Origin of the sequence: Mycolicibacterium rhodesiae (assembly GCF_002086695.1) — a bacterium.
Taxonomy (GTDB): Bacteria; Actinomycetota; Actinomycetes; order Mycobacteriales; family Mycobacteriaceae; genus Mycobacterium; species Mycobacterium rhodesiae.
The window spans coordinates 236,159-261,976 of the sequence record NZ_MVIH01000006.1; the positions used below are offsets into that span (position 1 = coordinate 236,159).

General features: G+C 66.9%; 20 protein-coding genes. 15 read left to right on the top strand and 5 right to left on the bottom strand.

What is annotated here, in order from left to right:
- The first annotated feature begins 139 nt into the window (after positions 1 to 139).
- Positions 140 to 1,345 carry an alpha/beta hydrolase gene (locus tag BST42_RS15580; RefSeq protein ID WP_083120206.1) on the top strand — a complete coding sequence of 402 codons (1,206 nt, stop codon included), beginning with the start codon at positions 140 to 142 and terminating at the stop codon, positions 1,343 to 1,345.
- Between the two features lie 2 nt (positions 1,346 to 1,347).
- Here the strand turns inward: BST42_RS15580 and BST42_RS15585 are convergent, their stop codons facing one another.
- A complete protein-coding gene (locus tag BST42_RS15585; protein ID WP_083120294.1) occupies positions 1,348 to 2,022 on the bottom strand; it encodes an SDR family oxidoreductase in 675 nt (224 codons plus the stop codon).
- 198 nt (positions 2,023 to 2,220) lie between these two features.
- Positions 2,221 to 2,445: a hypothetical protein gene (locus BST42_RS15590; RefSeq protein ID WP_083120207.1), complete on the bottom strand. Its 225-nt coding sequence runs from the start codon at positions 2,443 to 2,445 to the stop codon at positions 2,221 to 2,223.
- Between the two features lie 98 nt (positions 2,446 to 2,543).
- On the opposite strand from BST42_RS15590, the gene BST42_RS15595 reads away from it, so the two are divergent.
- Entirely contained in the window at positions 2,544 to 2,804 is a 261-nt protein-coding gene (locus BST42_RS15595) for a hypothetical protein (RefSeq protein ID WP_308207492.1), read from the top strand.
- Here BST42_RS15595 and BST42_RS15600 read toward each other — a convergent pair.
- Entirely contained in the window at positions 2,801 to 5,593 is a 2,793-nt protein-coding gene (locus BST42_RS15600) for an aminotransferase class I/II-fold pyridoxal phosphate-dependent enzyme (protein ID WP_083120208.1), read from the bottom strand. The genes BST42_RS15595 and BST42_RS15600 overlap by 4 nt on opposite strands.
- A 260-nt stretch (positions 5,594 to 5,853) precedes the next feature.
- Here BST42_RS15600 and BST42_RS15605 point away from each other — a divergent pair, with 260 nt between their 5' ends.
- The 10 genes from BST42_RS15605 to BST42_RS15650 all read left to right on the top strand — a co-directional run bounded on the left by BST42_RS15605 (position 5,854) and on the right by BST42_RS15650 (position 22,351).
- Entirely contained in the window at positions 5,854 to 7,338 is a 1,485-nt protein-coding gene (locus BST42_RS15605; protein WP_083120296.1) for a wax ester/triacylglycerol synthase family O-acyltransferase, read from the top strand.
- Entirely contained in the window at positions 7,338 to 8,960 is a 1,623-nt protein-coding gene (locus tag BST42_RS15610) for an HAD-IB family hydrolase/lysophospholipid acyltransferase family protein (RefSeq protein WP_083120209.1), read from the top strand. Before BST42_RS15605 ends, BST42_RS15610 begins: the two co-directional genes overlap by 1 nt.
- Positions 8,957 to 11,284 (top strand): glycerol-3-phosphate 1-O-acyltransferase, encoded by a 2,328-nt coding sequence (locus tag BST42_RS15615; protein WP_083120210.1) that lies wholly within the window; start codon positions 8,957 to 8,959, stop codon positions 11,282 to 11,284. Before BST42_RS15610 ends, BST42_RS15615 begins: the two co-directional genes overlap by 4 nt.
- A 15-nt stretch (positions 11,285 to 11,299) precedes the next feature.
- Positions 11,300 to 13,321 carry a bifunctional copper resistance protein CopD/cytochrome c oxidase assembly protein gene (locus BST42_RS15620; protein ID WP_083120211.1) on the top strand — a complete coding sequence of 674 codons (2,022 nt, stop codon included), beginning with the start codon at positions 11,300 to 11,302 and terminating at the stop codon, positions 13,319 to 13,321.
- Between the two features lie 185 nt (positions 13,322 to 13,506).
- Positions 13,507 to 13,962: a single-stranded DNA-binding protein gene (locus BST42_RS15625; protein ID WP_083120212.1), complete on the top strand. Its 456-nt coding sequence runs from the start codon at positions 13,507 to 13,509 to the stop codon at positions 13,960 to 13,962.
- Between the two features lie 113 nt (positions 13,963 to 14,075).
- Entirely contained in the window at positions 14,076 to 15,749 is a 1,674-nt protein-coding gene (gene ettA / locus BST42_RS15630; protein ID WP_083120297.1) for an energy-dependent translational throttle protein EttA, read from the top strand.
- A gap of 53 nt (positions 15,750 to 15,802) precedes the next feature.
- Entirely contained in the window at positions 15,803 to 20,629 is a 4,827-nt protein-coding gene (locus BST42_RS15635; RefSeq protein WP_083120213.1) for an NAD-glutamate dehydrogenase, read from the top strand.
- Positions 20,622 to 21,035 (top strand): acyl-CoA thioesterase, encoded by a 414-nt coding sequence (locus BST42_RS15640; protein WP_083120214.1) that lies wholly within the window; start codon positions 20,622 to 20,624, stop codon positions 21,033 to 21,035. Before BST42_RS15635 ends, BST42_RS15640 begins: the two co-directional genes overlap by 8 nt.
- Positions 21,032 to 21,667, top strand: coding sequence for a DUF8185 domain-containing protein (locus BST42_RS15645; RefSeq protein ID WP_083120215.1), 636 nt, complete (start codon positions 21,032 to 21,034; stop codon positions 21,665 to 21,667). The genes BST42_RS15640 and BST42_RS15645 overlap by 4 nt, the downstream gene beginning before the upstream one ends.
- Positions 21,668 to 21,676: 9 nt before the next feature.
- Positions 21,677 to 22,351, top strand: a complete 675-nt coding sequence (locus tag BST42_RS15650; RefSeq protein ID WP_110918628.1) for a DUF1345 domain-containing protein — start codon at positions 21,677 to 21,679, stop codon at positions 22,349 to 22,351.
- Here BST42_RS15650 and BST42_RS15655 read toward each other — a convergent pair.
- Both BST42_RS15655 and BST42_RS15660 read right to left on the bottom strand, forming a co-directional pair.
- On the bottom strand, positions 22,348 to 23,904 hold the full coding sequence (locus BST42_RS15655) for a glycoside hydrolase family 13 protein (RefSeq protein WP_083120216.1): 1,557 nt from the start codon (positions 23,902 to 23,904) through the stop codon (positions 22,348 to 22,350). The two genes, BST42_RS15650 and BST42_RS15655, sit on opposite strands and share 4 nt — an antisense overlap.
- A 9-nt stretch (positions 23,905 to 23,913) precedes the next feature.
- Complete coding sequence (locus BST42_RS15660; protein ID WP_083120299.1) at positions 23,914 to 24,324, bottom strand: globin; 411 nt, start codon at positions 24,322 to 24,324, stop codon at positions 23,914 to 23,916.
- A gap of 130 nt (positions 24,325 to 24,454) precedes the next feature.
- On the opposite strand from BST42_RS15660, the gene BST42_RS15665 reads away from it, so the two are divergent.
- The 3 genes from BST42_RS15665 to BST42_RS15675 are packed head-to-tail and all read left to right on the top strand — an operon-like array spanning position 24,455 to position 25,810.
- Positions 24,455 to 25,087, top strand: coding sequence for an HNH endonuclease (locus BST42_RS15665; protein ID WP_083120300.1), 633 nt, complete (start codon positions 24,455 to 24,457; stop codon positions 25,085 to 25,087).
- A 17-nt stretch (positions 25,088 to 25,104) separates the two neighbouring features.
- A complete protein-coding gene (gene ctaJ / locus BST42_RS15670) occupies positions 25,105 to 25,344 on the top strand; it encodes an aa3-type cytochrome oxidase subunit CtaJ (protein WP_083120217.1) in 240 nt (79 codons plus the stop codon).
- Positions 25,331 to 25,810 (top strand): DUF5130 domain-containing protein, encoded by a 480-nt coding sequence (locus BST42_RS15675; RefSeq protein ID WP_083120218.1) that lies wholly within the window; start codon positions 25,331 to 25,333, stop codon positions 25,808 to 25,810. The genes ctaJ and BST42_RS15675 overlap by 14 nt, the downstream gene beginning before the upstream one ends.
- Positions 25,811 to 25,818 lie beyond the last annotated feature (8 nt).

The window sequence follows — 25,818 nt, forward strand, 5'->3', positions numbered from 1 at the left end:
TAAAGACCTTAGTTCCTGAGAATTCCTCAGGTTCGGCCGAAGTTGGGTTATGGTGTGACGACTGGCACACGCAGACCCCGCCGCATCCGCGGTTGGCAAACGCGTTAGGCGGGCTAAGGACAAGGGGGTCTGGCAGCTCATGAACAGTCCAATCGAGCAGGTCACCGCGCGTTGTACGCAGGCGTTGCACACCGGGTCGCTTTTGCTGCGGGGGTCACCGGCCGCGGCGGGCTGGGTGCTCGGGTGGCTCAACGCGGAGTTCGCGCCCCAGGTCCTCACCGGTCATGCACTCGCGACGGTCTCGCCGTTGCAGCGGGTCGCCTGTGCTCTGGCCGTCCAGAAGGCCGACAAGGTGCTCGATGCGGCGCTCGAGGAGACCTTCGGCAAGGACTACACCGCCCAGGTGCGGCATCCGCTCGACCAAGAGCCGGGACACCGACCTAACGTCGCCGCCGTCCTCGATGCCATGCACCATCGGCGCCGTTACGCGGCCACCACCCGGAACATCTCCTACGGCCCGCGGGGTCGTAACAACACCCTCGACATCTGGCGCCGCCCCGATCTGCCTGAGGGGTATCGCGCGCCGGTCCTTATTCAGGTCCCGGGTGGCGCGTGGTCGGTGAATGACAAACGCGGCCAGGCCTATCCGTTGATGGCGCGGATGTCCGAGCTCGGGTGGATCTGCGTCACGATCAATTACAGCCGCAGCCCGCGCAACGCCTTCCCGTCGCACATCATCGACGTCAAGCGGGCCATTGCGTGGGTGAAGGCCAACATCGCCGAGTACGGCGGAGACCCCGAGTTCGTCGCCATCACCGGGGGATCGGCCGGCGGGCACCTGAGCTCACTGGCCGCGTTGAGCGCGGGGGATGAGAGCTTGCAGCCCGGCTTCGAGAACGCCGACACCAGCGTGCAGGCCGTCGCGCCCTACTACGGCGTCTACGACCTGACCACCACCGACAAGATGCATCCGTTGATGATGCCGCTGCTCGAGCATGTCGTCGTCCAGCGCAGGCTGGAAGACAATCCCCAGGTGTACCGGGACGCGTCGCCCATGCACCGCATCCATCGTGATGCCCCGCCGTTCTTCGTGCTGCATGGCGAGAGCGACGCCGTCATCCCGAGCGCGCAGGCTCGCGATTTCGTTGCGGCACTTCGCTATTCGGGACCCGCAACGGTGGCGTACGCCGAGTTGCCCAAGGCCCACCACGCGTTCGACACGATTGCGACCCTGCGGTGTCAGCTGGCGGCAGAAGCCGTCGCGAGCTTCATGGGCATCGTCTACGGCCGCCACATTGCGGCGCGCAACGGAACCGAGAGAATCGCAGTCGGCTCAGCGAGCTGAGATCAGGCCACCGTCATCAAGTAGTCCGCGCCACCGGCGTAGACGATCGTCGACGGGTTCGGGGTGACTGCGGCGTTGACGATCTTGTTCGCGAACCCTTCGACCGTCGGCAGTGCTCCCGTGGTCCCGTCGCCGGAGACCACCGTGAGGTGGATGCCGGCATGGTCAAGCTCGGAACGCATTGCGTAGAGCGCGGTTTCGCCGGCCCGCTTGCTGGCGGCCACTCGGCCATATCCCTTCGCCACCGCCTTGTGCGGGTAGAAGTGCGCCTGGTGGCTGGTGACGAACACGATTCGTGAGCCGGCGGGCATCAGCGGCATGGACAGCAGCGCAAGGCGGCGCTGAGCATCGCGGTTGAGTCGCATGGCGTACCCCGGATCGGCGCCGTCCTCCAGACCGCCCGACGCATTGAGGATCAGCGCATCCAGCCTGCCGAAGTGGGCGGTGATGTACTGCATCATCGCCTGGACCTCGACGGCATCGGTGATATCGGCAGCCAGCGCCGTGGCGTTGCCCCCCGCACTCCGGATGGCGTCGACCACCGCGTTGGCCCGCGTGGCTTTCTCGCGGTAGCTCACGATCACGTGGGTGTCGGGCGCGGCGAGCTGACGTGCGACTTCGGCTCCGATTCCTCGGGATGCACCAGTGATCAACACGACGCGTGCGGGTTGCTGCATGGCGGGCTCCTTCCGTTGCGGCACCGCCCACCGTACACGAACTCTAAGAAAAATAAGGTAAAAATAAGATCACACTGAGGCTACGGAAGGTCCGTCGTCAGCTCGCCGCGGCGGTTTCCTGCGGCCGCCACCGCAGCGCGAGCAGGCCGAACGTCAGCAGCACCACCGCGACGACGGCCGCCACGATCTGCCGAACGGTCACGTCATGCAGACATTGGCGAACAGCAGCACCGGCCACGACACGATGGACCCCAGAAACGACACCACGAGGTCGGCGCCGCGCATCGAGTGCAGATGATCAGTGTGGGTGGACGACCACACCAGACCCACGGCGAGATAAGGGATCCCGATCAACAAGGTGATGCCGATCAGCTCGGCGACGGTCAGTTTGTAGTTCAGCACCGACCGAAATTTCGTCAGCATGATGTCCTCCCACCCCGGGTGGACCCAATGCTAATGAGTACGGCCGCCGGGGAGAACCATTTGTGAGAAACTGTGTTCTCAGATTTGGGGGAGGGGCCGTGGACCACTTGATGACCAGACTGCGCCGACTGCTCAGCTACGAGGTCACCGTCGAGGCGGTGATCGAAATCGCGATGTGGCTTGCCATTCCGTATCTGGTGATCGGGCTGGTGTGGGGTTTCTTCCACGCCGACGCGGTCCAGCAGCTCGAGGTGCAGCTCGGCCGGGTGCTGCCGGCCGGCGCCGAGGTCGGTGCCTACGGGTTGGCCGCGCTGCTGTGGCCGGTGCTCCTTCTGCTGCCGCCGCTCTGCGTCGCCTAGTCCGAACCCGGTTCCAGCGCGCCTTCAGACCCCGCCGAGACCAGCGTGCGATGGCCGTTGGATTCGGCAGCCGCGGTGCCGGAAACGATCTCCATCGCCTTCTCGGTATACACCCGATAGCCGTAATCAGGCCGGTAGCCGTGGACTTCGGGGGTGTCCAGGTCGCGGATGAAGGCGAGGATCTGCGGGCTGAACAGCTGCCCGGGAACCAACACCGGAAACCCGGGCGGATAGGGCGTCACGAACGTCGCCGACACCACCTGCCGGCCGGCGGCCAGCCGCTCGTCGATCTCGCTGTCGCTGAGGTATTCACAGTTGGCGTCGTTGTAGGACAGATAGAACGCCGGCCGGACGTCCCCTTCCGGGGTGCTCTCGCCATTGCGGAAGGCGGGGTGGAACCCGCTGAAATCCGGCAGCGGAATCGATTGACGTGTCAGGCGGTGCACTCGCCGCTCGAACCGGCCGCGCTCACCGAGGCTCATCTCCGAGACCTGTTCCTCGAGCTCGCGGGCGATCTTCACCAGCACCTCGACCAAGAACGCCACCGAACTCCGGGTGGTGCCGATGTTCGTCATGAACAGCACGGTGTTGCGGGAGGTCTTGTTGATCTGCACGCCGTGCCGGTCCATCAGCTGCTGACGCTTGAATTGATCGCCGTCGTAGCCAGTGTTGCCGATTGACAGTGTGATTCGCGACGGGTCGAGGACGAACTCGTCGGAGTCCCAGGCCGCCATCATGTTGCGCAGCCCCGATCGCAGCGGCTGGGCGATGCGTGACGGGCGGTACTGCTCTGGGATCAGATCCGAGGTGCGCAGGCACGAAACATATTTTCGTAGCAGCGGATGGTTGTCGATGGCGTCGCGCAGCTGCATCGCGTTCTCCAGCTGACGCTGCACGAGTTCGACGCCTTCGAGTGCCACCTGGCGACGACCCAGATCCAGCGACGCCAGGATCTGGTAATTCGGCGAGGTCGAGGTGTGCGCCATGTACGCCTCATGGAAAGACTCGGCGACCTTCTGCTCGAAGTCCTGGTCGAAGACATGGATCATCGAACCCTGCCGCAACGCGGTCAGCGTCTTGTGGGTGGACTGAGTGGCATAGACCCGAACCCGCGCCCGCGCCGGATCCGGGCTCAGTCGGGTGGCGAGCAGGTCCTCGTCCGACATGTCGGCCTGCGCGTCGAGTGTCGACTCGTAGTGCGCAATGTAGGAGGGATCCTGCAGCTTGGCGCGCAGTGCCTTGGCCGACGCCATCGCGGTGCGGGTCCGGTAGACCGGGTGGAACCTCGCGAAGGCGAACCACGCTTCGTCCCAAAGGAATACGAGGTCGGGCTTGATGGCAAGGCATTCTTCCATGACCCGCGTGACGTCGTAGACGATCCCGTCGAACGTGCAGTTGGTCAGCGAGATCATCTTGACGCGATCGAGCTTGCCGGCCGCTCGCAATGCAAGCAGCTTGGACTTGATCTCGTGCAGGGGCACCGCGCCGTACATCGAGTACTCGGTCAGTGGATAGGCCTCGAGATAGACGACGTGCGCGCCGGCCAGCATCATCCCGTAGTGGTGGGACTGGTGACAGTTCCGGTCGAGCAGCACGATGTCGCCGGGCGCGACCAGAGCCTGGGTGACGACTTTGTTCGCCGTCGATGTGCCGTTGGTGACGAAGTAACTGCGCCGCGATCCATAGGTTTCAGACGCCAGCTCCTGCGCCTCGCGCAGCGGTCCGATCGGATCCAACAGTGAATCCAGACCGCCACAGGTGGCCGACGTCTCGGCCATGAACACGTCGAGCCCGTAGAACCCGACCATGTCCTTGATCCAGTGCGAAGCGACGATCGACTTGCCCTGCGAGATCGGGAGCGCATGGAACACGCCGGTCGGGCGGTGGCTGTACTGCTTGAGGGCGCTGAAGAACGGGGTGCGGTAGCGTGCGGCCACCCCATGCAGGATCGACAGGTGCAGCTCGAGCATGCCCTCTCGGGCGTGGAACACCCGGCGGAAGTGCTGCCCGAGCCGGCCCGCGATGTCCTCGACCTCGATCTCGGTCATCAGGTACAGGTCGAGTTCGGGTCGCAGTTCGGCCAGTGAGGTGGCCAGGATCTCGGCCCGGTCGTCGGGGGATTGGTGGTCGGCGAGTTCGTCGGTCAGCTCGGCGTCGATGAACTCCGCCAGCGTCGACAGGTCGCGGGCGGACTGGTGGGAGAACCGGCGCCGGATCACCACCGCCTGCAGATTGACGTTGAGCCGGGCCGCGATCAACGCCTCGTCGCCGCTGCCCACCACCACCAGCTCGTAGATGAACTCGTCGTCGGGTCTGCGCCAGCTGCGGACCTCCTTGCGCAGCGCGCGCTCCTGGGCCTCGGTCATCTTCTCCACGACCAGGACTTCGAAGTATGGCTGTTCGCGATGGTTCGCCGGTTGGCTCTCCAGCTGGCGCGGGTCGGTGGGGAAGAGGTCCGCCGCGTCCACGGCGGTGTGCTCATGCCCGGACCGGTAGGACTCGGTTGTCAGCGCCCGGTTGACGTGCGTGACGAGGGCGGCGAACTTGTCATAGCTGCCTGCGGCGAACAGCCGCTGCACCCTGGCGAATTGCGGGGAACCGGGGAACGCCCAGTAGGGCTCCAGCGGCGTGAGGTCAGTCAGCAGATCCCGGCAGATGCCGACGTATTTCTCTTTCAGCACACCGGTCGTGGTGGACCGCGTCAACCGGTCTGCGGCTTCTTCGAGTCGGCACCAGGCGTCCGCCCGCAGTTGCCCAACACTGTTGTACGCGCGCGAGATGTCCGCCATGGTAGGCCCTTTCACGATTCTCGATGACAAGGGTCGCAGAGCCGGCATGGCGCGCGGGCCAACCGCAGGCCAAGCGTGGCCGTCCATCGGCTGACGTCGGGGTGTCGACTCCCACGCCAAGACGTCCCGCAATCGAGACCCGCCACCCCCGCGCGCCGACTAGCGTGGTTGGCGGCGCGCGGGCAAGCGGGCGAGGCAAGCCCTGGGCGCAGCGTGCGTTCGCGGAACGGGAGGATGTTGGTGTCGATGAGGTGGGATCGATGAGCAGGACCGTCGACGTCAACGGTCTGCCGGACGAGCTCGGCCCCCTCGACATGCTGCTGCATCGCGGTGAGGCCAATCCGCGCACCCGGTCGGGGATCATGGCGCTGGAAATCCTCGACAGCACCCCGGACTGGACCCGGTTCCGGAACGCGTTCGAGAACGCCTCGCGCAAGGTGCTTCGGCTGCGCCAGCGGGTCGTCGTGCCGACGCTGCCGACGGCCGCGCCGCGCTGGGTGGTCGACCCCGACTTCAATCTCGACTTCCACGTCCGCCGGGTCCGCGTTCCCGAGCCCGGCACTCTGCGTGAGGTGCTCGACCTCGCGGAGGTGAGCCTGCAGTCGCCGCTGGACATCTCGCGGCCGCTGTGGACGGCCACCCTCGTCGAAGGACTCGAAGGGGGTAAGGCCGCCACCCTGTTGCATCTCAGTCACGCGGTCACCGACGGCGTCGGCGCCACCGCGATGTTCGCCGAGATCTACGACCTCGAACGCGAACCGGCGCCGCGGCCTGCCCCGCCACTGCCGGTGCCGCAGGACCTCACGCCCAACGACCTGATGCGCGAGGGGATCAACCAGTTGCCCGGTGCCATCGTCGGCGGTCTGCTCGGTGCCGTCGCCGGCGGTCTGGGTGTGGTCGGCCGCGTGGTGCGCAATCCCGGCACGGCCGTGTGGGACGCCGTCGACTACGCCCGCTCGGGACGTCGGGTGGTGGCGCGCGCCGCCGACCCGTCGCCGCTGCTGCGCAGGCGCAGCCTCTCGTCGCGCAGCGAGGCGATCGAGATGCGGCTGTCCGATCTGCGGGCGGCCGCGCACGCCGCGGGCGGCTCCATCAACGACGCCTACCTCGCCGGGCTGTGCGGGGCGCTGCGGCGCTACCACGTTGCGCTCGGCGTGCCGGTGAACAGCCTGCCGATGGCGGTGCCGGTGAGCCTGCGGGCCGAGGCCGACCCGGCTGGCGGCAACCGGTTCGCCGGGGTCAACCTCGCCGCACCGATCGCCGTCGTCGACCCCGCGGTGCGGATCCAGAAGATCCGCAAACAGATGACCTCTCGGCGCGAGGAGGCGGCCATCGACTTGATGGGAGCCATTGCACCCGTCGTCGGGCTGTTGCCCGACGCCGTCCTCGAGGCCATGAGTGGCGCGGTCATCGCCTCCGACGTGCAGGCAAGCAATGTGCCGGTCTACGCCGGCGACACCTACATCGCCGGTGCGAAAGTGCTGCGGCAGTACGGGATCGGTCCGCTGCCCGGCGTCGCGATGATGGTGGTCCTGGTCTCTCGCGGCGGCTTCGCTACGGTCACCGCGCGTTACGACCGCGCCTCGATCACCGATGAGGATCTGTTCGCGCAATGTCTGCGCGACGGTTTCGACGAGGTGCTCTCGCTGGCCGGTGATCCGCCGCCGCGCGTGGTGCCCGCATCATTTCCCGATGCCGTGAACGACCCCGCCCAACCCAGCCCGAACGGATCGGTGGCTTACTGATGAGCGACACGGAGATGCGCCTGCCCGGCTCGGTTGCCGAGGTGATGGCCAGCCCCGAGGGACCGCAGATCGGGGCATTCTTCGATCTGGACGGCACGCTGGTGGCCGGGTTCACCGCCGTCATCCTCACCCGGGAGCGATTCCGCAGCCGTGACATGGGCATCGGAGAACTGATCTCGATGATCGCCGCGGGCCTCAACCATCAGCTCGGCCGACTGGAATTCGAAGAGCTGATCACCAAGGCGTCGCAGGCGTTGCGGGGACGCGCATTGAGCGATCTGCACGAGATCGGCGACCGGATGTTCGTGCAGCAGATCGAAAAGCGGATCTATCCCGAAATGCGCGAACTGGTGCACGCGCACATGGAGCGCGGCCACACCGTCGTGCTCAGCTCCTCGGCGCTGACCCTTCAGGTTGAACCGGTCGCCCGCTTCCTCGGCATCGAAAGCACGCTGACCAACCGGTTCGAAGTCGACGAGAACGACGTGCTGACCGGCGAGGTGGTGCGGCCCATCCTGTGGGGCCCGGGCAAGGCCAACGCTGTCCAGAAGTTCGCCGCCGACAACGACATTGACCTCAAACAGTCCTACTTCTACGCCGACGGCGACGAGGACGTCGCGCTGATGTACCTGGTCGGCAACCCGCGGCCCACCAACCCCGAAGGCAAGATGGCCGCGGTGGCCCGCAGGCGCGGCTGGCCGATCCTGCGGTTCTCCAGCCGCGGCAACGGTGGCTTGATGGGCCAGGTGCGCACGCTGCTCGGAGTTGGCGCGCTGGTGCCCGCCGCGACCGGCGCCATCTGGTGGGGGACGCTGACCCGCAGCCGGCGGCGCGGCCTGAACTTCTTCACCACCGCATTCCCGAACCTGTTGCTGGCCGTCAACGGAGTGAAGCTCAACGTCCTCGGCGAAGAGAACCTCCGCAAGGAGCGGCCCGCAGTGTTCATCTTCAACCACCGCAACAACGCCGACCCCGTCATCACCGCGTCGCTGTTGCGGGACAACTGGACCGGCGTCGGCAAGAAGGAACTCAAAGACGACCCCGTCGTCGGCACGCTGGGCAAGCTGGTCGACACCGTCTTCATCGACCGGGACGACCCCAAAGCCGCCCTCGAGACCATGCACGAGGTCGAAAACCTGGTCGCCAAAGGCTTGTCGATCATGATCGCGCCCGAGGGCACCCGGTTGGACACCCGAACCGTCGGCCAATTCAAGAAGGGGCCTTTCCGGCTGGCGATGGCCGCGGGTGTTCCGGTGGTGCCGATCGTGATCCGCAACGCCCAGGTGATTGCCTCCCGGGATTCCTCGACCATGAATCCCGGAGAGGTGGATATCGTTGTCTACCCGCCACTTTCGGTGGCGGACTGGACGCTGGACGACCTGTCCGAGCGGATCGAAGGCGTTCGGCAGCTCTATCTGGACACGCTGAAGAACTGGCCGACCGACGAGGTGCCGGTGCACGAGATCTACAAGAAGGCGCCGGCCAAGAAGGCGCCGGCCAAGAAGGCGCCGGCCAAGAATGCCGCCAAGAAAGCGCCCGCCAAGAAGGCGGCGGCGAAGAAGGCGCCGGCCAAGAAGGCCGCCCCGAAGTCGCAGTCGCCGAACGCCAAGGGCCGCCGATGACCCACACCGACCATCTGGCCGACTTCAGCACCACCGACGACGCGCTGGTGCTGGCATCGGTGTCGTCGAAGGCGGAGTTCGAGCTGCTCAACGACTGGTTGCACGCCCAGCGGCGGGCACACCCCGATACCAAGGTCGAGGTGCTGCGCCTGCCTGCCGGCGATCCGCCCCCCGGTGTGGTGGCCCAACTCGTCGAAGAACTCGGCGTCGGGGAGGACCGCCTCGTCGTCCCGGTGCGGGTCTTCTGGGTGCCCGGCGGGCTACCCACCCGAGTCAAAGTCGTCGGCCTGATTTCCGGGCGGGACACCTACCGACCGCCAGAAGTGCTGCAGCGCAGAATCCTTCGCCGCGACCCGTCCCGTGCACGCATCGTCGCCGGTGAACCGGCGAAGGTCTCCGAGCTGCGCCAGCAATGGAACGAGAACACCGTCGGCGACAGCCCCCGGGACTTCGCGCGCTTTGTACTGCGACGCGCCAAGCTGGCGATCGAGCGGATGGAACTACGGCTGCTGGGCCCGGAATACAAGTCGCCGCAACTGATCACCGACGAACTGATGTCCTCGACGCGCTTCATGGAGGGTCTGGAGAAGATCCCCGATGCCGACCCCGCCAAGGCCGAGGAGATGCTCAACGAGCTCGCCACCGGCTGGAGCAGATTCTCGGTCGACCTGATCCCCAACCTCGGGCGGGCGATCTTCAGCCGGGGCTTCGACCCCCGAATCGACTACGACAGCATGGAAATCGAGTCGATGCGGCGCGGGCTGGAAGACCATCCTGCGGTCTTGCTGTGGTCGCACCGGTCCTACCTCGACGGCGTCATCGTCCCGGTTGCCATGCAGGAGAACCGTCTTCCGCCGGCGCACACGTTCGCCGGGATCAACCTCTCGTTCGGATTCATGGGCCCGCTGATGCGGCGATCCGGCGTGATCTTCCTGCGCCGCAAGCTCGACGACCCGGTGTACAAGTACGTGCTGCGGCAGTTCGTCGGCTACATCGTCGAGAAACGATTCAACCTCAGCTGGTCGATCGAGGGCACCCGCTCGCGCACCGGAAAGATGTTGCCCCCCAAGCTCGGACTGCTCGCCTACGTTGCCGACGCGTATCTGGACGGCCGCAGTGAAGACATTCTGCTGCAACCGGTCTCGATCAGTTTCGACCAGTTGCACGAAACCACCGAATACGCGGCCTACGCCCGGGGTGGCGAGAAGACGCCGGAGAGCGCCGAATGGCTGTACAAGTTCATCAAGGCGCAAGGCGAACGCAACTACGGCAAAATCTACGTCCGCTTCCCCGAAGCGGTGTCGATGCGCCAGTACCTCGGCGAACCGGGCGGCCCGATCGCCTCGGATGAGGCCGCCAAACGGCTGGCCATGCAAAAGATGGCCTTCGAGGTGGCCTGGCGGATTCTGCGGGTGACACCGATCAACGCCAGCGGCCTGGTGTCGGCGCTGTTGCTCACCACCCGCGGCCGGGCGCTGACACTAAACCAGCTGCACCACACCCTGCAGGACTCGTTGGATTACCTTGAGCGCAAACAGAATCCGGTGACCAACAGCGCGCTGCGGCTGCGCACGCCGGACGGGGTGCGGGCCGCGGTCGACGCATTGTCCAATGGTCATCCGGTGACCCGGGTCGACGGCGGTCACGAGCCGGTGTGGCGAATCGCGCCGGAGCACGAGCACGAGGCGGCCTTCTACCGGAACACGCTGATCCACGCGTTCCTGGAGACGTCGATCGCCGAACTGGCGCTGGCCCATGCCGGTCGCGCACCCGACGGTGATCGGGTGGAGGTGTTCTGGGATCAGGCGATGCGACTGCGCGACCTGCTCAAGTTCGACTTCTACTTCGCCGATTCGGCGGCCTTCCGCGAGCACCTCGCCGAAGAGATGTCGTGGCAACGCGATTGGGAGGTCCAGGTCGCCGCGGGCGGTGACGCGGTGGACAACCTGCTACGCGACAAGAAGCCGTTGATGGCGCACGCGATGCTGCGACCGTTCATCGAGGCCTACACGATCGTCGCCGACGTGCTGTGCGACGCACCCAGCGATGTCGAAGAGAAGGAGCTCACCAAGATGGCCCTGGGCGTAGGCGCCCAGTACGCCGCTCAGGGCCGAATCCGTAGCAACGAGTCGGTATCGGCGCTGTTGTTCACGACGGCGCGGCAGGTCGCCGCCGACCAGAATCTGCTGCAGGCCGGCCCGGATTTGCGGGAGCGGCGAGCGGCTTTCCTGCACGAACTGCGCAGCATTCTGGCCGACATGGACCGCATCCACGAGTTCTCCAGCGCCCAGTTCTATGCCCGAGAGCTCAGGCAGCGCGAGTAGCCATACGCTGAAACGATGACCGCACCCGCCGCCCGCCGCACGGCGGTTTGGCCGGTGTTGTCGATGGTTGCCCTGCTCGCCGGCATCACCGCAGCCGGCATCGGCGCGCTGTCCCTGGCTGATGCCCTGACGGCGACCGGCCTGCCCGATCCCGGGCCCGTCACCACACTGGGCCTGCCGTTCGTGCAAGCGGCCGGCGAGATCGCGGCGGTTCTGGCGGTGGGCTCGTTTCTGTTCGCGACGTTCTTCGTCCCACCCCAGGACAGCGGAGTGTTCGACGTCGCCGGCTACCGCTCGCTGCGGATCGGGGTCGCGGCCTCCGGGGCGTGGGCGGTCTGCGCTGCACTGCTCGTCCCGCTGACCGTCTCCGACGTCTCCGGCCAGCCGTTACGCGAGCACCTCAACCCGCTGCAGTTGTGGTCGGTGGCGAGCCTGGTCGACACCGCCGGCGCCTGGCGCTGGACAGCGTTCCTGGCATTGGCTGTCGCCATCGCAGGCCGGGCGGTGTTGCGCTGGTCATGGACGCCGCTGCTGCTGGCGGGATCGCTGATCACGCTGGTACCACTGGGCTTGACCGGACACTCCTCGGCAGGCGGATCCCACGACGTCGGCACCAACAGCCTGATGATCCACCTGCTGGCGGGTGCGGTGTGGGCAGGCGGGTTGCTGGCCCTGCTGGTGCCCGCGCTGCGCGGCGGCGAGCATGCCGACCTGGCGGCGCGGCGATTCTCCGCGGTCGCGCTCTGGTGCTTCGTGGCGATGGGACTCTCCGGGGTGATCAACGCCTTCGTCCGGATTCGGCTCGGCGACCTGTTCGCCACGGACTACGGCTGGCTGGTGGTCGCCAAGATCGTCGCGCTGTGCGTGCTGGGTGCGATCGGGTGGCGACAACGCCGCGGGCCGGTGGCCGCGCTACAGGCAGACCCGCAGGCCCGCGGTGTGCTCGTTCGGCTGGCGTCGGTGGAGGCGTTGATTTTCGGCCTCACGTTCGGCATCGCGGTGGGGCTCGGGCGTACCCCGCCGCCACCCCCGCTGGTCGCCGACCCGTCGCCGGCCGAAGTCGGGATCGGCTACGACCTGGCCGGGCCGCCGACCGTCGCGCGGATTCTGCTGGACTGGCGCTTCGACCTGGTGTTCGGCACTGCGGCGATCGTGTTCGCTGCGGTGTACCTGGCCGGCGTGATCCGGTTACGCCGCCGCGGTGACTCATGGCCACCCGGGCGGACATTCGCCTGGCTGCTGGGCTGCGGGGCGCTGCTGTTCACGACGTCATCGGGCGTGGGCCGCTATATGCCGGCCATGTTCAGTGTGCACATGACGGCGCACATGCTGCTGTCGATGTTGATCCCGGTCCTGCTGGTGCTCGGCGCACCGGTGACGCTGGCGCTGCGGGCGCTGCCCGCCGCGGGTAAGGGCAACCCGCCCGGGCCACGCGAATGGCTGCTCGACGGTCTGCACAGCAAGTGGTCGCGGTTCTTCACTCACCCGGTGGTGGCCACGATCGTGTTCGTCGCGGGGTTCTACGGTCTCTACTTCGGCGGCATCTTCGACGCGGCGGCGGGCCTGCACGGCGCGCACGTGCTGATGAACCTGCACTTCTTGATCAGCGGCTACCTCTTCTACTGGGTGGTCATCGGCGTCGACCCCACACCACGCCCACTGCCGGCGGTGGCCAAGATCGCGATGGTGTTCGCCTCGCTGCCGCTGCACGCTTTCTTCGGCGTGGTGATGATGGGCATGGATCAGGTGCTGGGGGAGAGCTTCTACCGTTCACTGAAGCTGAGTTGGCACACCAACCTGCTCGCCGATCAGCATCTCGGCGGCGGAATCGCTTGGGCGGCAGGTGAAATCCCACTCGTGGTGGTGATGATCGCGCTGCTGATCCAGTGGAGCCGAAGTGACCGGCGCACCGCCAAGCGACTCGACCGCGCCGCCGAGCGCGACGAGGACGCTGATCTGGCCGCCTACAACCGGATGTTGGCCCATCTGGCCCGCCGCGAGAATGAGGCTGACAGCCGAGTCGATCGCCGACAGTGACGCCACGGCGGCGGAATCGCCGGTTGGGCGCCCTGACGTTACGGTCGCGGCGGGATCGACGAGGTGTATCCCCAGTTCGACTTTCATCCACAGCCAGGCCCCGGCGGGGCCCACCGAGAACGCGGCTGTCGGGGTCCGGCGGCTCACTGGAGGCGCAACCCAAGCGAATCGAAAGGACCCAAGCCATGTTCGAAACCCATCTGACCGTCGTCGGCCGCATCGTCACCGATCTCCGCCGCCGCGTCGTCGGCGACCAGGAGCTGATCAGCTTCCGGGTGGCCAGCAACTCCCGGCGCCGCACCGGCGACGGCACCTGGGAGCCCGGCAACTCGCTGTTCATCACCGTCACCTGCTGGGGCAAGCTGGTCACCGGCGTCGGCGCCGGCCTCTACAAGGGCGCCCCGGTGATCGTCGTCGGCGACGTCTTCACCAGCGAGTACGACGACAAGGAAGGCGTCCGGCGGTCGTCGCTGGAGATGCGCGCCACGGCGGTCGGCCCCGACCTGTCGCGGGCGATCATCCGCTTCGAACAGCCCCAGGCCAGGCCGGCGGAACCGGTCGACACCGAGCCGATCGCCGAGGACCAGTCCGACGCTGCCGAGACTGTCGAGGAGACCGCTGATCTGGCCTTCTCGGCGTAGCGGAGGCGGTGGCCGCGCTGGCGTCGTCCAGCGCGGCCGCGAGGCCTTGCCGTGGCGCGCCTAGGATGGTCGGCGAGCATTTCACGACGAAAACGGAAGGCACCCCCGCGGCAATGGCCGAATACATCTACACGATGCGCAAGGTCCGCAAGGCACACGGCGACAAGGTCATCCTCGATGACGTCACTCTCGCCTTCCTGCCCGGAGCCAAGATCGGCGTCGTCGGCCCCAACGGTGCGGGTAAGTCCAGCGTGCTGAAGATCATGGCCGGCCTGGACCAGGCCAACAACGGCGACGCGATGCTGGCGCCGGGAGCCACGGTCGGCATCCTCATGCAGGAGCCGCAGCTCGACGAGACCAAGACCGTCCGGGAGAACGTCGAAGAGGGCGTGGCGATCAAAGCCAAGCTCAACCGGTACAACGAGGTGGCCGAGCTGATGGCCACCGACTACACCGACGAGCTCATGGACGAGATGGGCAAGCTCCAGGAGGAACTCGACGCCGAGGACGCCTGGGACATCGATTCGCAGCTCGAGCAGGCGATGGACGCCCTGCGCTGCCCGCCGCCGGACGAACCGGTGACCCATCTGTCCGGTGGTGAGAAGCGTCGTGTGGCGCTCTGCAAGCTGCTGCTGTCCAAGCCGGACCTGCTGCTGCTCGACGAGCCCACCAACCACCTCGACGCCGAGAGCGTGCTCTGGCTCGAACAGCACCTCGCCGCCTACAAGGGCGCGATCCTGGCCGTCACCCACGACCGGTACTTCCTGGACAACGTCGCCGAGTGGATCCTCGAGCTCGACCGCGGCCGCGCCTACCCCTACGAGGGCAACTACTCGACCTATCTGGAGAAGAAGGCCGAGCGCCTCGAGGTGCAGGGCAAGAAGGACCAGAAACTGCAGAAGCGCCTCAAGGAAGAACTGGCCTGGGTGCGCTCCGGTGCCAAGGCCCGCCAAGCCAAGAACAAGGCCCGACTCGGCCGGTACGAGGAGATGGTGGCCGAGGCGGAGAAGACCCGGAAGCTCGATTTCGAGGAGATCCAGATCCCGGCTCCGCCACGGCTGGGCAGCGTGGTGGTCGAGGTCGATCACCTCGACAAGGGCTTCGAAGGCCGCACGCTGATCAAGGACCTGTCGTTCACGTTGCCCCGCAACGGCATCGTCGGCGTCATCGGCCCCAACGGTGTCGGTAAGACCACCCTGTTCAAGACCATCGTCGGACTGGAACAGCCCGACAGTGGAACCGTGCGGGTCGGCGACACCGTCAAGCTGAGCTACGTCGACCAGAGCCGCGCCGGCATCGACCCGAAAAAGACGGTGTGGCAGGTGGTTTCGGACGGCCTTGACTACATCGAGGTCGGCCAGAACGAGATCCCGTCGCGAGCCTATGTGTCGGCATTCGGCTTCAAGGGACCCGATCAGCAGAAGCCGGCCGGCGTGCTCTCCGGTGGTGAACGCAACCGGCTCAACCTGGCGCTGACCCTCAAGGAGGGCGGCAACCTGATCCTGCTCGACGAGCCCACCAACGATCTCGACGTCGAGACGCTGTCCTCGCTGGAGAACGCTCTGGAGAACTTCCCGGGCTGCGCGGTGGTGATCAGCCACGATCGCTGGTTCCTGGATCGCACCTGCACGCACATCCTGGCGTGGGAGGGCGACGACGACAACGAGGCCAAGTGGTTCTGGTTCGAAGGCAACTTCGGCGCCTACGAGGAGAACAAGATCGAGCGAATGGGAGCCGACGCGGCCCGTCCGCACAGGGTCACCCACCGCAGGCTCACACGCGACTAATGTTGGCGGCTGCGGACCAGCGTCGGTTCGCACGCTGAGCAGGAGCCGCAGGTATGAGGGTTGACCCCAAAGCTACCGAGTCACTGGGTGAGGCCTACCTCGCCACCTATCGCGGTCCGCACGGCGGGGCCCCCGATGTCGACGGCACCGACACCGGCCCGCTGGTCGCGGCGGCCGCCGAACAGGCGGTGCCCGCCGAGCTGATCGCCGCCCAGGAGCGGCTGGCCCGCGTCCGGTCCGTCGGCGAGACGCTGGTCGCGGTGTACCCCTCCGACGATCCCGGCGGGTTCGGGCCCGCGCTGCAGGTCGTCACCGACCAAGCCACCACACTGCTGGATTCGGTCACGGTGCTACTGCATCGGCTCGGGGTCAGCTATGTCGCGCTGATGAACCCCGTGTTCCGGGTGCGGCGCAGCGCGAGCGGGGAACTGCTCGACGTGCGGCCGGCATCACCCGAAGATCCGGCAGGCCCGGAGTCCGACGGGATCGACGAATCCTGGATCCACGTCCAACTCTCGCCGTCGGTGAACCGGAAGGCACTGGCCGAGGCGGAGCGGATGCTGCCGATGGCCGTGGCCGACGCCCGGCAGGTGGCGCTGGATTCGACGGCGCTGTCCGCGGCGCTGCACGACCTCGCCCGCGAGATCGACAACGATCAGGGAACCCGATTCGTCGGCGCGGACCGCAGCGACGTCGCCGACCTGCTGCGGTGGCTGTCCGACGGCCACTTCATCCTCCTGGGCTGTCAGGACTGCACGGTGCGCGACGGGGTCGCCACCGTCATTGAATCCAGCAGGCTGGGGGTGGCGCGGCTGCGTACCGAGGTGCTACCCGAGCTCACCAACCCCGGCGACGTGCTGGTGCTGGCGCAGGCCACCATGCCCAGCTTCCTGCGCTACGGGGCGTACCCGTACATCGTGGTGATCCGCGAGCACGGTTCCGGCGGAGCCGGCGATGTGGAGCATCGCTTCGTCGGGCTGTTCACGGCGGCGGCGATGAGCGCCAACGTTCTTGACATTCCCCTGATTTCGCGGCGGGTGCGCGACGTGCTGGCGATGTCGAAGAGCGACCCCAGCCATCCCGGGCAGCTGATGCTCGACATCATCCAGACCATTCCGCGCTCCGAGCTGTTCTCGCTGACCGCCGAGCAGCTGCTGGCGATGGCGACCGCCGTCGTCGACCTCGGCTCGCGCCGCCGCGCCTTGCTCTTCCTCCGGGCCGCCCAGCTGGGCCAATTCGTGTCCGCTCTGGTGTACCTGCCGCGCGACCGCTACACCACCGTGGTGCGGCTGGCGATGCAGGACATCCTGGTGCGTGAGTTCGGCGGCCTGAGCATCGACTACACCGCACGCGTCAGTGAATCACCTTGGGCGGTAGTTCATTTCACTGTGCGGCTGCCGGACAGCTCCACACGTGAGTCCATCGATGACAGCGAGCAGAACCGCATCCGGGTGCAGGGCCTGCTCACCGACGCGCTGCGCACCTGGGGTGACCGGCTGATCGGTTCGGCGCGGACCGGCAAGATCGACCAGGCGATCGCCGAACACTATGCCGAAGCGCTACCCGAGACGTTCAAGCAGGCCGTCACCTCCACCGAGGCGATCACCGACATCGGTTTCATCGAAGCGCTGCAAGAGGATTCGGTCAAGCTGCAGTTCGAGCAGGGCGACGAGGGCAATGAGGCCTTCCTAACCTGGTACCTGGGCGGATCGACCGCGTCCCTGAGTCACCTGCTGCCGATGCTGCAGTGCATGGGGGTGCTGGTGCTCGAGGAGCGCCCGTTCACCGTGGTGCGCCCGGACGGGCTGAAGGTCTGGATCTACCAATTCAAGATCCGGCCGGACGCGTCCATGCCCGACGCCGCCACCCAGGAGGAGTGGGACGCCACCGCGCAGCGGTTCGCCGATGCCGTCACCGCCATCTGGCAAGGGCGCGCCGAGATCGACCGGTTCAACGAACTGGTGCTGCGCGCCGGGCTGACCTGGCAGCAGGTCGCGGTGTTGCGCGCCTACGCGAAGTACTTGCGGCAGGCGGCTTTTCCCTATAGTCAGTCGCACATCGAGTCGGTGCTCAACGGCAATCCAGGCACCGCGCGTTCACTGGTGACCCTCTTCGAGGCGATGTTCGACCCGGACTCCGCCGACAAGGGCCTGGACGCGCTCGCCGCGGCCGACGCGGTGGCTGCCGACATCGACGCGCTGGTCAGCCTCGACACCGACCGGGTGCTGCGGGCGTTCGCGACGATGATCCAAGCGACGCTGCGGACCAACTACTTCGTCACCAGTCCCGACTCGGCGCATGCGCAGAACGTACTGTCGCTGAAGCTCGACCCGCAGCTGATCGACGAATTGCCGCTGCCCCGGCCGAAGTTCGAGATCTTCGTCTACTCACCTCGGGTCGAGGGCGTGCATTTGCGGTTCGGTCACGTGGCGCGCGGCGGCCTGCGCTGGTCGGATCGCCGGGAGGACTTCCGCACCGAGATCCTCGGCCTGGTCAAAGCCCAGGCCGTGAAGAACGCGGTGATCGTGCCCGTCGGCGCCAAGGGCGGATTCGTCGTCAAGAAGCCACCCGCACCCCTCGGCGATGTCGCCGCGGACCGGGATGCGTTCCGCCACGAGGGAATTGCCTGCTACCGGCTGTTCATCGCGGGCCTGCTCGATGTCACCGACAACGTCGACCGAGCGACCGGGCAGGTCATCACCCCGCCCCGGGTGGTCCGCCGGGACGGCGACGATGCCTACCTTGTCGTCGCCGCCGACAAGGGCACCGCCACCTTCTCCGACATCGCCAACGATGTTGCCCAGTCGTACGGTTTCTGGCTCGGCGACGCGTTCGCCTCCGGCGGTTCGGTCGGCTACGACCACAAGGCCATGGGCATCACCGCCAAAGGCGCCTGGGAGTCGGTCAAACGGCACTTCCGCGAGATGGGCGTGGACACCCAGAGCCAGGACTTCACCGTCGTCGGGGTGGGTGACATGAGCGGCGACGTTTTCGGCAACGGAATGCTGCTGTCACACCACATCCGGCTGATCGCCGCTTTCGACCACCGGCACATCTTCATCGATCCCGACCCGGACGCGGAGCGGTCCTGGCAGGAGCGGCGTCGGCTGTTCGAGCTGCCCCGGTCGAGCTGGGAGGACTACGACCCCAGCCTGATCAGTGCGGGCGGCGGCGTGTTCAGCCGCCAGCAGAAGTCGATTCCGGTCAGCCCGCAGATGCGTGCGGCGCTGGGCCTGCAAGGCGATGCCGACGAGGTCACCCCGCCCGCGCTGATGAAGGCGATCATGCAAGCCCCGGTGGATCTGTGGTTCAACGGTGGCATCGGCACCTACATCAAAGCCGAGTCCGAATCCGATGCCGAAGTCGGCGACCGCGCCAACGACACGATCCGGGTGAACGGAAACCAGGTGCGCGCCAAGGTGATCGGCGAGGGCGGCAACCTGGGGGTGACCTCACTGGGTCGGGTCGAGTTCGATCTGTGCGGTGGGCGGATCAACACCGACGCCATGGACAACTCCGCCGGCGTGGACTGCAGCGACCACGAGGTCAACATCAAGATTCTGGTCGACTCGCTGGTCACCGCGGGCAAGGTGAGCGCCGACGAGCGCACCGAGCTGCTGGCCTCGATGACCGACGAGGTGTCGCGGCTGGTCCTGACCGACAACGTCGACCAGAACGATCTGATGGGCACCAGCCGGGCCAACGCCGCCGCGCTGCTCAACGTGCACGCCCGCCAGATCGTCGAACTCGAGGAGCGGCGCGGGCTCAACCGTGCGCTGGAGGCGCTGCCGTCGAACAAGGAGATTCGGCGCCGCCAAGAGGTCGGGATCGGGCTGACCTCACCGGAACTGGCGACCCTGATGGCGCATGTGAAGCTGTCCCTCAAGGACGACGTACTGGCCAGCGAGCTGCCCGACCAGGAGGTGTTCGCCGCGCGCCTCCCGCAATACTTTCCGAGCCAGCTCAGTGACCACTTCGCAGGTGAGATCCGCGGCCACCAGCTGCGCCGGGAGATCACCACGACGATGTTGGTCAACAACGTGGTCGACACCGGCGGCATCACCTTCGCCTATCGGGTCACCGAGGACACCGGCGTGGGATACGTCGACGCGGTCCGCACGTTCGTGGCCACCGACGCGATCTTCGGGATCACCAAGGTCTGGCAGCGCATCCTCGACGCGTCCCGGGCCGGGTTGCCGATCAACGTGTCCGACCGGATGACTCTGGATCTGCGTCGCCTGCTCGACCGGGCGTCGCGCTGGCTGCTGAACTACCGGCCGCAGCCGCTGGCCGTCGGTGCTGAGATCAACCGGTTCGCCGCGACGCTGGCCGAGCTGACACCGCGGATGTCGGAATGGCTGCGCGGCGACGACAAGGCGATCGTGGCCAAGGAGGCCGGTGAGTTCGAGGCGCACGGCGCCCCGGCGGACCTGGCCTACACGGTGGCCACCGGCCTGTACCAGTACAGCCTGCTCGACGTGATCGATATCGCCGACATCGTCGACCGCGATCCCGCCGAGGTCGCCGACACCTACTTCGCGCTGATGGATCACCTGAGCACCGACGGCCTGCTGACCGCGGTGTCCGGGCTCCCTCGCGACGATCGGTGGCACTCGTTGGCGCGCTTGGCCATTCGTGACGACATCTACGGGTCGTTGCGGGCTCTGTGCTTGGACGTGCTGGCGGTCGGCGAACCCGAGGAGACGGGGGAGGAGAAGATCGCCGAATGGGAGCACACCAACGGATCGCGGGTCGAGCGGGCCCGTCGCACGCTGGCCGAGATCTACGCCGACGACGAACGTGACCTGGCCACACTGTCGGTGGCGGCACGCCAGATCCGAAGCATGACCAGGACGAGTGGAACAGGGTCAAGTGGTTAATGGATTCACCACCGGCGTGCATGTGCGCTGGTCGGACATCGACATGTATCAGCACATCAACCACGCCACGATGGTGACAATCCTGGAAGAGGCCCGGGTCGACTTCCTTGCCGAGCCCTTCGCCGAGGACATCACCACGATCGGGCTGCTCATCCACGAGGTCCAGGTGCTCTACAAAGGCCAACTGCGGTTGGAAGACTCACCGCTGCAGGTGACGATGTGGACCAAGCGACTGCGTGCCGTGGACTTCACCCTCGGCTACGAAGTGCGCTCGCTCAACGCCGCGCCGGACTCGCGGCCCTCGGTGATCGCCGAGACACAGCTGGCTGCCGTGCACATCAAAGAGCAGCGGCTGGTGCGACTTTCGCCCAAGCATCGGGAGTACTTGCAGCGCTGGCAGCGATGACGCTCACCATTCCCGACGCTGTCGTCCGCAGCGATCTTGCGGTGTTCGTCGAACACGCGTTGCGCCTCGACGAAGCCGCGGTGATCCGGCTGCGCGCCCGATCCGACGGGGTGGTGACGGCCTGGGTCGCCACCGGGTTCGATGTTCTCGCCGTTCGCGCGGTCGCCGGCGAGGTCAGCCCCGCTGACTTGTCCTGTGCGGCAGACCAATTGGCCCGCGGCCTGCGTAACCCCGATGTGTCCGGCCGGGTGGATCCCGGTTATCCGATGGATTCTGCGTGGCGCGGCGCGTTGCCACCGGACACCGGCTTCAGCCACCTCGACGATGTGCCGGCCGCCGTGCTGATCGATTTGGCCCAGCGGGGTGCCGATCTGGCCAAAGAGCACAGCAGCGCGCACGGACCGCCTGCGTCGCTGTTGGATCAGGATGTGCTGCGGGTGAGTTCAGGTGACGCCGAGGTCGGTGTGCCGATGCGGTGTGTGTTCGCTTTGACCGCAATGGGATTCATGCCGGAACCGCCGGGCGAAGACGAGATCGTCCGGGTGCGCCTGTCGCCGACGTGGTTGCGGATCGACGCGCGGTTCGGGTCGGTGTATCGGCGACGCGGCGATCCCGCGCTGGTGCTGCGTTAGTATCCGCCGGTGGCTGACAACGTCCACGGCACCCTGCCGTTCTGGAGCCGCCCGGCAGCCCGGGTGGCGGTCGGAGGTACGGTCGGCGCGGTCGTGACTGCCGTGCTGTGGGGCCAGAACGGCATGCTGTCGTTGCTCGGCGGGTGGACGGCGCTGGCGCTGATCTTCACCGGCTGGACGTGGCTGGCGCTGTGGGGCTTCGACCACGAGGAGACCAAGCAGCACGCCAGCCAGGAGCAGCCGCTGCCCTGGGTCGTCACCGCGTTGGTGCTCGGCGGCGCGGCCGCCAGCCTGGTCGGGGTCTGGGTCTTGTTGGGCCGCAGCCAGGAAGCCGCAGGCGGGGTCCGACACGATTCAGGTGCGGGCTGGATGGCCGTCGGCAGCGTGGTGCTGTCCTGGCTGACCATCCACACGCTCTACGCGATCATCTACGCCAAACACTATTTCGACCCGAAGCAGCCCGGCGGGATCGATTTCAACAGCCCGCCCGGCCACAAAGACAAGCCCTGCTTCAAGGACTTCTTCTACGTCGGGTTCGCCGTCGGGATGAGCTTCGCCATCTCTGACACCAACCTGACCTCGACGCGGATGCGGGCGACCGCGCTGGGCCACGGACTGCTGTCGTTCGTGTTCGGCTCGATCATCGTGGCGTCGGTGGTGAACCTGCTGGCCGCGGGCGTCTAGGCGGTCACGATCCACGCCGCCGAATCCGGCGGCAACTGCCCGGCAACCACTGGCGCACTGGCGGCGAGCAATTCGCCTGCCGGTAGCTCCAGTGCGGTGCCGCCGGTGTTCAGCACACACACCACCCCGGCCGACACGAACGCCAGCGCGTCATCGCGCAACTGCAGCCACTCCACGTCGAACTCGGTGAAGTGAAAGTGGTGGTGGCGCAGCCGAAGGATCGTGCGGAAGAAGAGCAGCGTCGAATCCGGTTCGCCGAGTTGGCGTTCGACGGTGAGTGCGGACCACTCCGGCGGCATCGGCAGCCAGGTGTCCGGGTTCGATGAGAAGCCGAACGGTGGTGCGTCACCCGCCCACGGCATCGGGACCCGGCAGCCGTCGCGCCCGCGTTCGGTGTGTTTGGAGCGTTCCCACACCGGGTCCTGCAGCGCCTCGTCGGGCAGGTCCACGTTGGGCAACCCGAGCTCTTCTCCGTTGTAGAGGAACACCGCCCCGGGCAGCGCCAGCATGACCATCGCCATCGCGCGGGCCCGGGCGAGCCCGGCGGCACCGTCGCCGTAGCGCGAGACCTCACGCTCGACGTCGTGGTTGGACAGCGTCCAGGTCGGGCTCGCGTCGGCCAGCGCCGCCGCGGCCAACGCGTTCTCGATCGCACCGCGAACACTGGCAGGGTCGAATTCGGCTCGCACCAAACGGAAATTGAAGCCCATGTGTAGTTCGTCGGGCCGCAGATACTTGGCGAAGTCCGCGTTGTCGAACACCCAGATCTCGCCGATGGTCACCGCATGGGGATAGTCGTCGAGCACCGAGCGGATACCGCGGTGGATGTCGTGAACACCTTCGTGGTTGAACCGGGGATCGTGGTCGTCGAGGGTGAGCATTTCGACGTCCGGGTTCGTCATGTCCGGCAGGCCTGGCGGTTTGGCCATGCCGTGCGCGACATCGATGCGAAAGCCGTCGACCCCGCGGTCCAGCCAGAACCGCAGCGTCTTCTCCAGGTCGGAGAACACCTCGGGGTTGTCCCAGTTGAGGTCCGGCTGTTCGGCGTCGAACAGGTGCAGGTACCACTGGCCGTCTGCGACCCGGGTCCAGGCGGGGCCGCCGAACACCGACACCCAGTTGTTGGGCGGCGTCGCGCCGTCCGCACCCAGGCCGTCGCGGAAGATATAACGTTCCCGCTCAACACTTCCCGGTGCCCCGGCAAGCGCGGCCTGGAACCAGGTGTGCTGCGAGCTGGTGTGGTTGGGCACCAGATCCATCGTGATGCGGATGCCGCGGGCATGCGCCTCGGTGATCAGCCGCTCCAGCGCACCGAGCCCGCCGAAGAGCGGGTCGACATCGCGGGGGTCAGCCACGTCATACCCGTGGTCGGCCATGGGGGAGACCATCACCGGGTTGAGCCAGATCGCGTCGACGCCGAGCTCACTGACGTGATCGAGGTGCGCGGTGACGCCCTCGAGATCGCCGACGCCGTCACCATTGCTGTCGGCGAAGGAGCGGGGATAGACCTGATAGAAGATCGCGTTCGTCCACCACGGGACGGCTTCGGTCATCGGTGTCCTCTAGAACGGGGAGTTGACCATCGACTGCGCGGCCATCTCGAGGTAGGCCAGCAGCTCCCGCCGGTGCGCGTCATCGAGCGTCTGGGAGTCGATTGAGGCTACCGCGGTGTGCATGCAGCGCAGCCACGCGTCGCGCTCGATGAAACCGATCTTGAACGGGACGTGGCGCATCCGAAGCCGGGGATGTCCGCGAAGGTCCGAATAGGTCCGCGGGCCGCCCCAGTACTGCTCGAGGAACATGCGCAGCCGGACCTCGGCATCGTCGAGCTCGTCGGGGGGATACAGCGGAAGCAGCACCTCGTCTTCGCGAACCTGCTCGTAGAAACGGGACACGATCGTGCGGAACGTTTCGTGGCCGCCCACGGCGTCATAGAAGGTCTGCCCATCCCCGCCGGCCTGAGTCTCACTCACCCCACCATTGTGTACATCCACCTCGGACGGAGCCCACGTCACCCGATGTTCACGGATTTGACCTGCGAACACGGGACAAATAGTCGTGCGGACGCGGCAGATCCGTGGTGGACTGGTTGCCGGAGGACGCATGTCGCAGCGCAAACGGAACCGCGGTCACCGCGCCGCGGCGGGCCCGATCGGGTCCGTAGCCGGTTCCAGCCTGCACGCCGACCCTCACATACCCGGCCCGGCCGACGGATCAGTGTGGGGACGTCGCCGGGTGCTGTTGCTGAACTCAACCTACGAACCGCTGACGGCGCTCCCCATGCGCCGCGCGGTCATCATGCTGCTGTGTGGCAAGGCCGACGTGGTGCACGACGACCCGACCGGGCCGGTGATCCACTCGGCGACGCGGGCGATCGTGGTGCCGTCGGTGATCCGGCTGCGCAGCTTCGTGCGGGTCCCGTACCGGGCGCGCATCCCGATGACCCGGGCCGCGTTGATGCACCGCGATCGGTTCCGCTGCGCGTACTGCGGCGCCAAGGCCGACACCGTCGACCACGTGGTGCCGCGCAGTCGCGGCGGCGAGCATTCCTGGGAGAACTGCGTGGCTGCCTGCGGGGCGTGCAACCACCGCAAAGCCGACAAATTGCTGAGCGAACTGGGTTGGACCCTGCGCCTGGTGCCGATGCCGCCGAAGGGCCAGCACTGGCGGTTGTTGTGCACCATCAAAGAACTCGACCCCGCTTGGGTGCGCTACCTGGGTGAGGGCGCGGCCTGACTGCTACGGTTTGCAACGTGAATGCTGCCGTCATCCACGGTCTATTCGTGGGCATCCCGTTTGGCCTCGCGGCTGTGCTGTTCTTGCTGTTCGTCCCCGGTAAGAGCAAGCGCGCCAAGACCTACAAGTTGTCCGAGCCTTGGACGCACGCGCCGATCCTGTGGGCGGCCGTCGACGAGGTGGTTCCCGGCGGTGGCCATCACGGTCACGGCTCGGCCGAGGTGAACGTGGGAGGTGGAGCAAGTGGCAAGTGGTGACCACGGCACCGCGGTAGCGACCGTCGATCCGGCCAACCTGCCCTACGGCTGGGCGGTGACCACCAGCGGGCGCCTGTCTGGCGTGACCGAGCCGGGTGAGCTGTCGGTGCACTACCCGTTCCCGGTGAAGCAGCTGGTCGAACTGGACGATGCGCTCAAGTACGGCAGCCGGCAGTCCAAGGCCCGCTTCGCCGTCTACATCGGCGACCTGGGTAGCGACACCGCGGCCCGCGCCCGGGAGATCCTGGCCGACGTGCCGACGCCGAACAATGCCGTGCTGCTCGCCGTGTCGCCGGACCAGAAGGCCATTGAGGTGGTCTACGGCGCGGACGTGCGTGGCCGTGGTGCCGAGTCGGCAGCCCCGCTCGGGGTGTCGGCGGCCGCGTCGGCCTTCAAAGAGGGCAACCTGATCGACGGCTTGGTCAGCGCCGTGCGGGTGATGTCGGCGGCCATTTCCCGGCCGTAAGCACCTGG